This is a genomic window from Pseudomonas sp. P7779 (assembly GCF_013386315.1).
Classification (GTDB): Bacteria; Pseudomonadota; Gammaproteobacteria; order Pseudomonadales; family Pseudomonadaceae; genus Aquipseudomonas.
On the sequence record NZ_JACARZ010000016.1, the window covers coordinates 66,901 to 78,463 of the forward strand.

13 protein-coding genes are annotated in these 11,563 nt (G+C 61.3%); 6 read left to right on the plus strand and 7 right to left on the minus strand.

Annotated features, from left to right (window positions below; all coding sequences use genetic code 11):
* Positions 1-75 precede the first annotated feature (75 nt).
* Positions 76-1,839: a cation:proton antiporter gene (locus HX869_RS05285; RefSeq protein ID WP_003213459.1), complete on the minus strand. Its 1,764-nt coding sequence runs from the start codon at positions 1,837-1,839 to the stop codon at positions 76-78.
* Between the two features lie 295 nt (positions 1,840-2,134).
* Between HX869_RS05285 and HX869_RS05290 the strand changes: the two genes are divergently transcribed.
* Positions 2,135-2,620 (plus strand): acyl-CoA thioesterase, encoded by a 486-nt coding sequence (locus tag HX869_RS05290; RefSeq protein WP_003213461.1) that lies wholly within the window; start codon positions 2,135-2,137, stop codon positions 2,618-2,620.
* On the opposite strand, the gene pdxY is transcribed toward HX869_RS05290, so the two are convergent.
* Positions 2,617-3,489 carry a pyridoxal kinase PdxY gene (gene pdxY, locus HX869_RS05295; protein ID WP_178902832.1) on the minus strand — a complete coding sequence of 291 codons (873 nt, stop codon included), beginning with the start codon at positions 3,487-3,489 and terminating at the stop codon, positions 2,617-2,619. The two genes, HX869_RS05290 and pdxY, sit on opposite strands and share 4 nt — an antisense overlap.
* Positions 3,490-3,606: 117 nt before the next feature.
* On the opposite strand from pdxY, the gene HX869_RS05300 reads away from it, so the two are divergent.
* Positions 3,607-4,005, plus strand: coding sequence for a DUF3301 domain-containing protein (locus HX869_RS05300; RefSeq protein ID WP_003213466.1), 399 nt, complete (start codon positions 3,607-3,609; stop codon positions 4,003-4,005).
* Here the strand turns inward: HX869_RS05300 and HX869_RS05305 are convergent.
* From HX869_RS05305 to dksA, 4 genes are read right to left on the minus strand one after another with little or no spacing between them, the layout of a single operon-like run.
* A complete protein-coding gene (locus HX869_RS05305) occupies positions 3,999-4,961 on the minus strand; it encodes a GTP-binding protein (protein ID WP_178902845.1) in 963 nt (320 codons plus the stop codon). The genes HX869_RS05300 and HX869_RS05305 overlap by 7 nt on opposite strands.
* 45 nt (positions 4,962-5,006) lie before the next feature.
* Positions 5,007-5,651 carry a DUF1826 domain-containing protein gene (locus HX869_RS05310; protein ID WP_178902833.1) on the minus strand — a complete coding sequence of 215 codons (645 nt, stop codon included), beginning with the start codon at positions 5,649-5,651 and terminating at the stop codon, positions 5,007-5,009.
* Positions 5,651-6,856 carry a zinc metallochaperone GTPase ZigA gene (gene zigA / locus HX869_RS05315; RefSeq protein ID WP_003213472.1) on the minus strand — a complete coding sequence of 402 codons (1,206 nt, stop codon included), beginning with the start codon at positions 6,854-6,856 and terminating at the stop codon, positions 5,651-5,653. Before zigA ends, HX869_RS05310 begins: the two co-directional genes overlap by 1 nt.
* A 27-nt stretch (positions 6,857-6,883) precedes the next feature.
* Complete coding sequence (gene dksA / locus HX869_RS05320) at positions 6,884-7,288, minus strand: RNA polymerase-binding protein DksA (RefSeq protein ID WP_008439502.1); 405 nt, start codon at positions 7,286-7,288, stop codon at positions 6,884-6,886.
* Positions 7,289-7,415: 127 nt separating this feature from the next.
* On the opposite strand from dksA, the gene HX869_RS05325 reads away from it, so the two are divergent.
* Positions 7,416-7,784, plus strand: coding sequence for a hypothetical protein (locus tag HX869_RS05325; protein ID WP_003213476.1), 369 nt, complete (start codon positions 7,416-7,418; stop codon positions 7,782-7,784).
* Here the strand turns inward: HX869_RS05325 and HX869_RS05330 are convergent.
* Positions 7,781-9,004: an N-acetylmuramoyl-L-alanine amidase gene (locus HX869_RS05330; RefSeq protein WP_003213478.1), complete on the minus strand. Its 1,224-nt coding sequence runs from the start codon at positions 9,002-9,004 to the stop codon at positions 7,781-7,783. The two genes, HX869_RS05325 and HX869_RS05330, sit on opposite strands and share 4 nt — an antisense overlap.
* Before the next feature lie 128 nt (positions 9,005-9,132).
* Between HX869_RS05330 and folE2 the strand changes: the two genes are divergently transcribed.
* The 3 genes from folE2 to HX869_RS05345 are packed head-to-tail and all read left to right on the plus strand — an operon-like array spanning position 9,133 to position 11,560.
* Positions 9,133-10,029 carry a GTP cyclohydrolase FolE2 gene (folE2, locus tag HX869_RS05335; protein ID WP_178902834.1) on the plus strand — a complete coding sequence of 299 codons (897 nt, stop codon included), beginning with the start codon at positions 9,133-9,135 and terminating at the stop codon, positions 10,027-10,029.
* Entirely contained in the window at positions 10,026-10,694 is a 669-nt protein-coding gene (locus HX869_RS05340; RefSeq protein ID WP_008439505.1) for a metal ABC transporter ATP-binding protein, read from the plus strand. Before folE2 ends, HX869_RS05340 begins: the two co-directional genes overlap by 4 nt.
* Positions 10,694-11,560, plus strand: coding sequence for a metal ABC transporter permease (locus HX869_RS05345; protein ID WP_134327559.1), 867 nt, complete (start codon positions 10,694-10,696; stop codon positions 11,558-11,560). The genes HX869_RS05340 and HX869_RS05345 overlap by 1 nt, the downstream gene beginning before the upstream one ends.
* Positions 11,561-11,563 lie beyond the last annotated feature (3 nt).

The following is an 11,563-nucleotide window of genomic DNA, read 5'->3' on the forward strand; positions in this document are numbered from 1 at the left end:
CTGTGTGCCGAGGGCGCTTGTTGTGGCGAGCGAGCTTGCTCGCGCTGGGCTGCGAAGCAGCCCTCTGCGACCCACTCAGTGCTCCGGCGTATCCTTATGGTTATCCAGGGTCTCCAGCAAGGCGACCTGCATCCGCGTATGCACGCGGATGAACCAGCGCCACAGCACGGCGGCCACCGCGGCCGTCACCACGGCGATCAGCACCAGCAACTTGTTGGTCGGCAGGATACTGGCCGACAAGGCTGCCAATAGCAGGAAAATCACCAGCAGCGAAAGAATCGGGATCACTTCGGCGATCACCCGGCGCACGCGCTGAGTGTGGCGCCCGGCCATTTCCGGCTTCACGCTCATCTCCGCCAGCAGCATCGACAGCGCCTTGAGCTTGCGGTACGCCGCAATCAAAAACGGCAGCGACAGCAGCAACGCCCCACCCCAGATCAATGCCTTCTGCCAGCTCGGATCGCTGACCCAGCCTTCCAGGTAGCTGCCAATACGCGCCGCGAAAAAGCTGCCGGCAAAGAAGATCGCCACCACCAGCGCCAGGTTCACCCCCACCTGCAGAATGATCTTGCGGATCATCGACGCCAGCATCGCACCCTCGCCCTGGGGCTGAATGCTGCGCAGCCACTCGCCATACATCCCGAACACCCGGCTCATGCGCTTGGGCATCACTGCGGCAATCTTCAGCGACAGCGGGTCTGCGCCACGGATCAGATAGGGTGTGAGCAGTGTGGTAATCGCAGAAACAGCCACCGCCACCGGATACAGGAAGTCGCTGGTGACCTGCAACGTCATCCCCAGCGCGGCGATGATGAATGAAAATTCGCCGATCTGTGACAGCCCCATCCCCACTCGCAATGAAGTGCGGCCATCGTTACCCGCAATGAACGCCCCCAACCCACAGGACAACATCTTGCCCAGCACCACGGCCACGGTAATCACCGCAATCGGCCAGGCGTATTGCAGGAGGATCTGCGGGTCGATCATCAAGCCAATGGCGACAAAGAAGATCGCGCTGAACATGTCGCGAACCGGTTCGATCAGGCGCTCAATCTTCAGCAATTGCCGGGATTCAGCCATGATCGCGCCGATCAGGAATGCCCCCAGCACCATGCTGTATTCCAGCTTGACCACCAGCAGACAGAAACCGAAACACAGGCCCAGCACGGTGATCAGCAGCATCTCATTGCTTTCGAATTTGGCCACGTATTCCAGCAGGCGTGGCACCAGCAAAATCCCGATCACCAGCGCGACAATCATGAACAGCGAGAGCTTGCCGACGGTGGAGAACACCTCGCCGGAGCTGACCGTGCCGCTGACGGCAATGCTCGACAGCAAGGCGATGATGCCGATGCCGAGGATGTCTTCGACGATCAGCACCCCGAAAATCAGCTGGGCAAAGCGCTGGTTTTTCATCTTCAGGTCATTGAGCGCCTTGACGATGATGGTGGTCGAGGAAATCGCCAGGATCGCGCCCAGGAACAGCGAGTCCATGGTGTTCCAGTCGAACCAGCGGCCGATTTCGTAGCCGATCCAGATCATCAGGATGATTTCGAGGAACGCCGCGATAAATGCGGTGGCGCCAACCTTGAACAGCTTGCGCAGGCTGAACTCAAGGCCCAGGCAGAACATCAGGAAGATCACCCCAAGCTCGGCCAGGGTCTTGATCGTGTCTTCGTCGTGGATCAGGCCAAACGGTGGGGTGTGCGGGCCGATGATGAAGCCGGCGACGATATACCCCAACACCACCGGCTGCTTGAGCCGATGGAACAGGATCGTCACCACCCCGGCCACCAGCATGATCACGGCCAGGTCCTGGATAAAGCTGATGGCGTGCATGGCGAGGGGCTCCTTGAGGGGTACTGGCGCTTTTCCCATTTCCACGCATGCACCCCGAAAGGTCGCAATGAACGGAAAGAAAAGTCTGCCTTGATCGTAAGAATTGCCTTTGAGACGGGCTTTTGAAGGGTAACACCGCGACTTGCGGCAGAAAGCCGGTGCAATATATGGAAACAGATCGCCCCGGGCGTGACGGCAAGCCGGGGGCCAGCGTCCCGTTATGAATGGCTCTGCAAAGATTCCAGCACCCGCAGAGGTGCCTCCCCACCCAATGCCTACAACCCGTGAGTGTGCTATGGAACCCGGAAACGCCCAGCTGTCGATGACAGTATTGATGACCCCTGACATGGCCAACTTCTCTGGCAATGTGCACGGCGGCACGCTGCTCAAGTACCTCGACGAAGTGGCCTACGCCTGCGCCAGCCGTTATGCCGGGCGCTATGTGGTGACGTTGTCGGTGGACCAGGTGATTTTTCGCGAGCCGATCCATGTCGGCGAGCTGGTGACCTTCCTGGCCTCGGTCAACTACACCGGCAACACGTCGATGGAAGTGGGGATCAAGGTGGTCACCGAGAACATCCGTGAGCGTTCGGTACGCCACACCAATAGCTGCTTCTTCACGATGGTCGCGGTGGATGACCAGCGCAAACCGGCCGCCGTGCCGCCGCTGCAACCGCAGAACAGCGAAGACAAGCGGCGGTTTGTGCAGGCTCAACAGCGCCGGCAGATTCGCCAGGAGCTGGAAAAGCGCTATCAGGAAATCAAGGCAGACGGGCCTTAAAGCCCTATCGGGGTTGCCTCGAAGCGAACTCGCGGATGGGCAATCCGGTCCTGGGCGCGCACCAGTTCCAGCTCATAGCTGGCGCACGCCTGGGTTTCCAGCAGTACTTCATGCACCGCTGCAGCAGTGAACTCAAAGGCCGCCACCAGGCTATCCCCCAACAACACCCGCGCCAGGAACAGGCCCGACGTCAGGTCGCCCACGCCCACCGGCTGACGCGGGAATGCCAGCAGTGGCCGACGCAGGTGCCAGCTGCCTTCAGCCGTCACCAACAGCATTTCGAAGCCGTCCGGCAGCTTGCCGGGATAATCCAGGTGCTTGACCAACACCGCTTTCGGCCCGCGGGCCAGTAACGCACGGGCCATCCCCAGGCAATCGAACAGCGACTGCGGCTTGCGCCCGGCAAAGCTGTCCAGCTCCATCTGGTTGGGGCACAGGAAGTCGGCCATCGCCGCCGCTTCCTCCAGCAGGAAGTTGCTGACCTCCTGGGGCACGATGCAGCCTTTTTCCGGATGCCCCATCACCGGGTCACACAGGTAAAGAGCCTTGGGGTTGATCGCCTTGATCCGCGCCACGCCGGTGAGGATCGCCCGGCCCTGGGCCGCACTGCCCAGGTAGCCCGACAGCACTGCATCACAGTTGCCCAGCTCGCCAATCGCCGCGATGCCTTCCACCAGCGCAGGAATTTGCTGCGGCGCCAACACTTCTCCCGCCCACTGACCATACTGAGTGTGGTTGGAGAACTGCACCGTATTGAGCGGCCACACGTTCACCCCGACCCGTTGCATGGGGAACACGGCGGCGCTGTTTCCGGCGTGGCCGAAGACCACATGAGACTGGATCGCAAGCAGATGGGGCGTACGTTTCATGCAGGGGATTTCCGTAAAGCCGTTGATATTCTGGCTGCGCAGTATGCGACTAAACGCGGCCTGTACGACAGACCGGAGACGCAGTTAAGCTGGCCCTACTTTGTTGGAGTTCATCGAATGCTGACCCTCGGAAATATCTTCGTGCTGATGCTGCTGGCGACCGGTGCCGCCTGGCTGTGGCACAACCACGGCCTGCGCGAGCGGGCGCTGGAACGGGTCAAGCAGCACTGCGCCAAGCTCGACATCGAGCTGCTCGATGGCGCCGTGGCGTTGAAGCGCATCGGTTTTGTGAAAGATGCCAGCGGGCGGCGGCGCCTGGCACGGATCTACAACTTCGAATTCACCGTGACCGGCGAAACGCGGCACCCGGGGACCATCACCCAATTCGGCGCCCACAGTGCACAAATCGAGTTGGCGCCCTACCCGTTCGAGATCAAGACGCCATTGCCCAGCGCCGAGATCATTGAGCTAAGCCAGTGGCGCCAGGAGCATGGCAACAGCAAGACCCGTCACTGACGGCAAGCGGTTAACCCACCCTGTAACTGCGCAACGTCCTGCACTTCGCTGAAGATCAATTCGATACGCGAATCCCGCCGCCATTCGCTGGGCTGCCAGGCCAATGCGGCGTTATCCACAGCGTTGGCCGATACCCAGCCATCCAGGCTGTGGATAACCAGTTTTGCCCGTCGCCAGTCCAACGATTGCAGCCATTGCTGAATGCGCCGCGCGTCGAATCGCTGACTCGGATGCCAGCGCCAGCCAATGCTCCAGCCATCCTCCTGGCCCTGGCTGAGGCAGATCGGCGATGCCGGATCCGTCCAGATGGCCGGCATTTGCCCCAGGCCTTTGGGCAACTCGAAGTTATCCACAGCCGCTGCCGCTTGAGCATTCACACCCGGTAACCGGGCCAAGGGCAGTTGCGCCTGCTGCGTCCAATAGATCGGCCGGTCGGGCAGTTGCCCTTGAATCAACAGGCGCTGCGCATCACTTAAGGCTTCATTCTTGTTCAATACCAACAGCCCGGCGCTGGCTAATGCCTCCCGTTGGGCATTGGGTAAAGGTTTGCCCGCCGCCAACGCCTGGGCGTCCAGTACGAGTACGCACGGCTGCACCGCCAGTACCTGCTGCCAGGGCGCTTCCCGCAGTTGCTTGAGCAATTGAGCCGGGTGCCCAAGCCCGGACGGCTCGATAAACAGCCGATCGGGCTTTGCCTTACGCAACAAACGCCCCAGCCCTACCTGGAACGGCGCACCATTGACGCAACACAGGCAGCCACCCGCCACTTCACCAAGGGCAATCCCGTCGTCATCACGGGTGAGCAACGCGGCATCCAGGCCAATCTGCCCGAACTCATTGATCAACACCGCCCAACGCTCGTTGGCCGGGCGCTGGGCCAGCAGGTGCTTGATCAAGCTGGTCTTGCCGGCACCCAGGGGCCCGGCAATCACGTGGGTGGGAATGTTCTGCAGCATGGTGGACATCATTCAGACCGTGTAGAGAGGTTCGATCCTACCCGGTTACGCCGACCAATCCAGCGTCAGAATCAACCGTCGTTGATCCGCTTGCAGCGGCGGCGAGCGGTGGATCAGGCCAAAGCCTTCGTTGCCGTGCCATTTTTCGCCCTTGAGCAACGCCACTTCGCCGCAGTGGATTTGCTCAATGCGTTCTTCCGGCTCAGCACTCGCCTGGCTCAGGTGTCGCCGCTCCATAACCCCCTCGCGCAACCACTGGCTGCCGATGCCGGCGTAGGTCGTGATCAGCCGCACCGGCACATGATCCACATGAAAACGCGGGCACATGGCCTTGTCCAATAGCCGCAAACGCACGCCGATACGCTTGGCTCCCAGCAAACAGGCAAAGGCGCTGACCAGCCACGACACATCGGCGATAAAGCCTTCGTAGCCTTCAAGGTCACGGCAACCCGATGCAAAGTCCTGCAGGTTTGGCTCGGCGTCTTCGCTGTTCAGTTCAACCACCAGCGACTCGGCCAATGGCTCATTGAGTGCCACCAGTAACGCGCCGAACTCGGCGATGTGCAGGGGCAACTGACGCTGCCACACCGCTAGGTTCACGCCGTCCTCAAGGATATCGGTGAGCACGGCCGGGGTTTCGCCGTGGGTCTGGCGTACCGCCGGGCGCAGTTTCAGGGTCGGTGCCAGCATCAGGCAGCCTCTTCGAACCAAGGGCCAAAGGGATCGGCCAACAAGCGCCAGCCTTCGACACCCGTGGCCATTTCATCGTCGGTCAGCAAACAAGCGTCCAGCTCGGCGGTCATCTGGGCGAAGTCGATGTTCTGGCCGATAAACACCAGCTCCTGCCGGCAATCGCCGGTGCTCAGTTGCCAGTTTTTCATGATTGCGGCGATGCCTTCCTCGTCCTGGGGCCACTGGGTTTTCGGCACGAAACGCCACCAGCGCCCGGCAAACCCATGGCGCATCAGGCCGCCAGCCTGGGACCAGCTACCGGCGTCCTGGTGTTTGCTGGCCAGCCAGAAAAAGCCCTTGGAGCGCAGCAGTTTTCCATTCACCCAAGGCCGGTCGATAAAGTCGAAAAACCGCTGCGGGTGGAACGGGCGGCGGGCGCGATAGGCGGTGGAGGCGATGCCGTACTCTTCGGTTTCCGGCAGGTGTTCGCCACGCAGTTCCTGCAACCAGCCCGGCGCCTGGGAAGCACGCTCGAAGTCGAAACGGCCGGTGTTGAGGATCTTCGCCAACGGCACTTCGCCCATGACCATCGGGATGATTTCAGCCTGGGAGTTCAAGCGCTCCAGGATCGCCATCAACTCCTCGCGCTCACTGCTGCTGATCAGGTCGATCTTGCTGATGAGGATCACATCCGCAAATTCGATCTGCTCGATCAGCAGGTCGGTGATCGAGCGCTCGTCCTCTTCACCGAGGGTTTCGCCCCGGGACGCCAGGCTTTCGGCAGCCTGGTAGTCGAGCAGGAAGTTCATGCCGTCGACCACGGTGACCATGGTGTCGAGCCGGGCAATGTCCGCCAGGCTTTGGCCTTCTTCATCGCGGAAGGTGAAGGTTTCGGCCACTGGCAGCGGCTCGGAGATACCGGTGGACTCGATCAACAGGTAATCGAACCGACCTTCCTTGGCGAGCTTTCCGACTTCTTCCAGCAAGTCTTCGCGCAAGGTGCAGCAGATGCAGCCGTTGCTCATCTCCACCAGTTTTTCTTCGGAGCGATTGAGGGTGACGTCGCGCTGGACCTCACTGCCATCGATGTTGATTTCGCTCATGTCGTTGACGATCACCGCCACCCGCAGGTTTTCGCGGTTGCGCAGGACGTAGTTGAGCAGCGTGCTTTTGCCGGCGCCGAGAAATCCGGACAGCACAGTAACGGGGAGACGATTGGGCATCAGGTATTCCTCATCAGGGTTGGCCGGTCAAATCGCCCGTTGATGGCGTTCGCGCAGCTCTTCACGTTCTTTGGCTTCGATACACAGGGTGGCCGTGGGGCGCAGCAGCAGGCGCTTGAGGCCGATGGGTTCGCAGGTTTCACGGCACCAGCCGTATTCACCGCGGGCCAGGCGTTCCAGGGCTTCGTCGATCTTGTCCAACAGCTTTTTTTCGCGCTCCAGCAGGCGCAGTTGCCATTGGCGCTGTTCTTCTGCGCTGCCGACATCGGCGGGATCGCTGTTGGGCTCCTGTTCGCGCAGCACCATGAATTCAGCGTCGATACGCGCTTGCAGCTCGTTGCGCTGGGCCAGCAGCAGCTCGCGGAAGAAACCTTGCTGGGCTTCATTCATGTAGTCGGCGCAGGGTTGGTCGAGAAGGTCTTGTTCGGTCATCGGAGGTGGTTCACGGGTCAGGCTGTCTTTTAATGTTATAGTATAACAATGCAAATAAGCCAATCCCCCTTGCTCGTGACGACGAAGGGCGCAATGCTGGCAGCCGAATAACGCCCCGAGAGCCTCTATGAAATACCTGCTGTGTGCTGTGTTGCTGATGCTGGCGAGCCTGGCCAACGCCCAGGTGCCCAGCCTGCTGGCCAACTGCACCCGCAGCGCCAACCTGCTGGCGTGCGTCGACGCCCAGGGCAATGCCTACAGCGTCGCGACGGCAGGCAGCACTACGTATTTGCGGGGCTTTGAAGTGATCGGAAAACGCTATTGGGCACAAACCAGCAGCCGCTACGGGCAACTGACGTTCTTTACCGGGTTGGCATCCGATGGTGAGGCGTGGGTGGGCTACACGCGGCGAGTGGGCTGGACCACCCTCAACCGGTTTTCCAGTTCCGGTGGTGCCAGCGCCAAGTTCACCTGTAGTCGAATCACCGGCTGTTAGACCTGGCCGGTTTTTTGTTCCTGAACCCAGGCCATGTAGCTGTTCATCGGCGGGTTCTTCTGGAAGTAATTTTTCAACCCTTCAAATAAACCGTCTGCCACCGCCTGTTGATGGCGCGCGGTGACCAGTCGCTGGGCGTCCTGGGTGTTGGAGATAAACCCGGTTTCCACCAGGATCGACGGCACGTCCGGCGACTTGAGCACCGCAAAGCCGGCCTGTTCCACGCGTTTTTGATGCAGCGTGGTGATGCTTTGCAGGCTGCCCAGTACCGAGCTGCCCAGTTGCAGGCTGGAGGCGATGGTGGCGTTCATCGACATGTCGAGAATCACCCCGGCGAGCATCGGGTCCTTGTCCTTGAGATTGAGCAAGGTGGTGGCGCCCAACAGGTCGGCGCCGTTTTCCCGCTGCGCCATGAACCGTGCAGTGGCGGAGGTGGCGCCGCCTTCAGACAGCGCATAGACAGAGGCGCCGGACGCCGTAAGCCGTGGCGCGGCATCGGCGTGTACCGAGATAAACATGTCGGCCTTGTGCTGACGGGCGATGTCCACACGTTTACGCAGCGGCACGAAGAAGTCGTCGTTGCGCACCAGCTTCACATCGAAGCCCTTCTCGCGCTTCAGACGCTTGGCCAGCAACTGGGCGATGGACAGCACCACGTCTTTTTCGCGCTGGCCCTTTGAGCCAATCGCGCCGGGATCCTTGCCGCCGTGCCCAGGGTCGACCACCACGATGATGTCGCGTTTCGGATGAGCCCTGTCCACCGGCGCCGGCACGGGTGCAGCCAACGCGGCCGGTGCCGCAGCGATTTGCATAGGCGCATGAGTGGCGCTTGTCAGGTCCAGCACGAGGCGGTGGCCCTGGCCATCCTGCGGCGGCAGGAGAAAGCTGTTGAGCTGCATCGGCGCCTTCAAATCCAGCACGATCCGCGTATCGCCCTGCCCGAAATGCCCCGAGCGAATCGAGGTAATGCCGCTGTTGGTCAGGGCCAGTTGGCTGAAATCACCGGTCAGCTTCGCGCCGCTCAAATCGATGATCAACCGCTCCGGCGCGGTCAGGGTGAAGGTCTTGTATTGCACCGGGCCGCTGAGGTCCAGCACCAGCCGCAGCTTGTTATCCGACCGCCACAGCCGTGCATTGCGGATCTGCGCGGCAGACACGCCCAAGGGCAAGGTGAACACCGCACTGGCCAGCAGCAGGTTGAGGAGTTGACGTCTGTGCATGACTTACACCGCAAATAAAGGAGCTTCCGTACTCGACATGACTGAATAAAAGACAGAACAGAAAAACTTTCGTCGTTTCAATTGTAATAATATAACATGTCTTTTTATTTCCAACGATGGACCTGCTCATGAACGCGCTGACTCTGCCCGATATCGCCGCGCAGGCTTCACGCCAAGCCTTGCCGCTCGATTGGGTGGGCATGTGCGGCATTGCCCTGCCCATTCTGATCGACGGCCAAAGCCTTAGCGCCACGGCTGATGCCGGCGTCAGCCTGGACGACGGCGAGGCCCGTGGCATTCATATGTCACGGCTTTACCTGGCGCTGGAAATGCTTGAACAGCAGCCGCTTAAGCCAGCACTGCTGCGCAGTGTATTGCAACGTTTTCTCGACAGTCATGAAGGTTTATCCACAAATGCCTACCTGCGAATTCATGCAGGTCTGCTGCTGAAACGTCCGGCGCTGGTCAGCCCGTTGGCCGGCTGGAAAAGCTACCCGGTGAGCATCGAGGCGCGCCTGGAAAACCAGATGTTCCACGTGGAACTAAAAATTGACGTTACTTACTCTTCAACCTGCCCTTGCTCCGCTGCCCTCGCCAGGCAATTGATTCAGCAGCAATTTATCGAGGACTTTGCCGGCACACCGCTGCAGCACGAAGACGTACTGACCTGGCTCGGCAGCGCAAACGGCATCGTCGCCACGCCCCACAGCCAGCGCAGCAGCGCGCTGTTGCAGGTCCGGCTTCAAGGCGATCAGCCAACACTGCCGCTGACCCAGTTGATCGACGAAACCGAAGCCGCCCTCGGCACTGCCGTGCAAACCGCCGTAAAGCGTGCAGACGAACAAGCCTTCGCCCTGGCCAACGGGCAGAACCTGATGTTCTGCGAAGACGCCGCCCGCCGCCTGAACCTCGCCTTGAAACGCTCGGATGCGGTCAATGCCTTCCACTTGAGAGTGATCCACGCCGAAAGCCTTCACGCGCACGATGCCGTGGCCGAAAGCCGCTGGACGAGACCTTCCGAATGATCACCTGCACCGCTTTGCGCTGGGGCGCCCCCGGCCAACCACTGACCCCCGCCGTGGATTTCACCCTGGAAAAAGGCAGCCTTACCGGCATCATCGGCGCCAACGGCACCGGCAAAAGCAGCCTGCTGAAAGTTATCGCCGGATTGCAGAAGCCACTGGCGGGGAAAGTGACGATCGATGTTCCACGCCGAGGTGGCCTGTCGTTTTTGCCCCAGCAACAGAACCTCGACCGCCAGTTTCCTATCAGCCTTGAAGAATTGGTGGCCGCCGGTTTTTGGGGCAGCAGGCAAACCCCGCAACAACGTACCGAACGCCTGAGCGCCGTGCTCGAAGACTGGTGCCTCAGCGGCCTGGAGCATCGGCCGTTGATGGCCTTGTCGGGCGGCGAACTGCAACGCGCCCTGCTCGCCCGCATGAGTTTGGCCGAGTCGCCGATACTGCTCCTGGACGAACCCCACGCCGCCCTCGACGAAGACGGCCAGGCGCTGTGCTGGAAACACATCCACGCCTGGCACGACGCAGGCCGCACGGTGGTCGTGGTGTGCCATGACCTCGGTTCCGTACGCCAACACACCCAGCAAGTGGTGCAGATCAAAAGCAGTGGCTGCGTGTTCGGCTCCAGCAAAGAACTGATCCGCCCGCAGCCGCAAATGCAGGTGGCCTGATGCACTTCGCCGCCCACCTGTGGATGCCGTTTCTCGATTTCGTTTTCATGCGCCGCGCGCTCGTCGGCGGTCTGGTATTGGCATGCAGCACGGCGCCGCTTGGGGTGTTCCTGATCCTGCGCCGCATGAGCCTGATCGGTGACGCGGTGTCCCACGGCATCCTGCCCGGCGCCGCACTGGGCTTCTGGTTTGCCGGACTGAGTTTGCCCGCGCTGACCATCGGCGGCCTGGGCGCCGGCCTGAGCATGGCCGGCCTCGCCGCCTGGATTACCCGTCGCACCGGGCTGAAGGAAGACGCCAGCCTCGCCGCCATCTACCCGATCTCCCTGGCCAGCGGCGTGCTGATCCTCGGCCTCGCCGGCAAACGCCTGGACCTGCTGCACCTGCTGTTCGGCTCGGCCCTGGCGGTAGACGGCCCGACCCTCACCGGCATGCTCTGGGTCTCGGGCTTCAGCCTGGTTGCCATGGTGGTGATCTACAAACCGCTGCTGCTGGACACCCTCGACCCGCTGTTCCTGCAAACCGTCAGCCGCCTCGGCCCGCTGGCCCACGGCCTGTTCCTGACGCTGGTGGTGCTGAACCTGGTGATCGGTTTCCAGGCCATCGGCGCGTTGATGGTGGTCGGCCTGATGATGTTGCCGGCGATTGCTTCACGTTTCTGGAGCCGGCGCCTGCCGGTGTTGATCGCCATATCAGCGGTGCTGGGATGCCTGTCGGTATGGCTTGGCTTGTTGCTGTCGTTCTACTACTCGCTGCCCAGCGGCCCGGCAATTGTGCTGGTGGCTGGCGGCTGGTACCTGCTGTCCGTGGTCTTCGGTCCGGTGCACGGCTTGCTGCGCCGCCCGCCTTTGCTTACATCCCAATGAGGT

Bases quoted from the DNA above. Each gene is read 5' to 3' on its own strand.
- HX869_RS05300 (WP_003213466.1), top strand. From the start codon at position 3,607: ATGCTGACCCTCGGAAATATCTTCGTGCTGATGCTGCTGGCGACCGGT.
- HX869_RS05290 (WP_003213461.1), top strand. From the start codon at position 2,135: ATGGAACCCGGAAACGCCCAGCTGTCGATGACAGTATTGATGACCCCT.
- HX869_RS05285 (WP_003213459.1), bottom strand. From the start codon at position 1,839: ATGCACGCCATCAGCTTTATCCAGGACCTGGCCGTGATCATGCTGGTG.
- HX869_RS05345 (WP_134327559.1), top strand. From the start codon at position 10,694: ATGCACTTCGCCGCCCACCTGTGGATGCCGTTTCTCGATTTCGTTTTC.
- pdxY (WP_178902832.1), bottom strand. From the start codon at position 3,489: ATGAAACGTACGCCCCATCTGCTTGCGATCCAGTCTCATGTGGTCTTC.
- zigA (WP_003213472.1), bottom strand. From the start codon at position 6,856: ATGCCCAATCGTCTCCCCGTTACTGTGCTGTCCGGATTTCTCGGCGCC.
- dksA (WP_008439502.1), bottom strand. From the start codon at position 7,288: ATGACCGAACAAGACCTTCTCGACCAACCCTGCGCCGACTACATGAAT.
- HX869_RS05325 (WP_003213476.1), top strand. From the start codon at position 7,416: ATGAAATACCTGCTGTGTGCTGTGTTGCTGATGCTGGCGAGCCTGGCC.
- HX869_RS05305 (WP_178902845.1), bottom strand. From the start codon at position 4,961: ATGCTGCAGAACATTCCCACCCACGTGATTGCCGGGCCCCTGGGTGCC.
- HX869_RS05340 (WP_008439505.1), top strand. From the start codon at position 10,026: ATGATCACCTGCACCGCTTTGCGCTGGGGCGCCCCCGGCCAACCACTG.
- folE2 (WP_178902834.1), top strand. From the start codon at position 9,133: ATGAACGCGCTGACTCTGCCCGATATCGCCGCGCAGGCTTCACGCCAA.
- HX869_RS05310 (WP_178902833.1), bottom strand. From the start codon at position 5,651: ATGCTGGCACCGACCCTGAAACTGCGCCCGGCGGTACGCCAGACCCAC.
- HX869_RS05330 (WP_003213478.1), bottom strand. From the start codon at position 9,004: ATGCACAGACGTCAACTCCTCAACCTGCTGCTGGCCAGTGCGGTGTTC.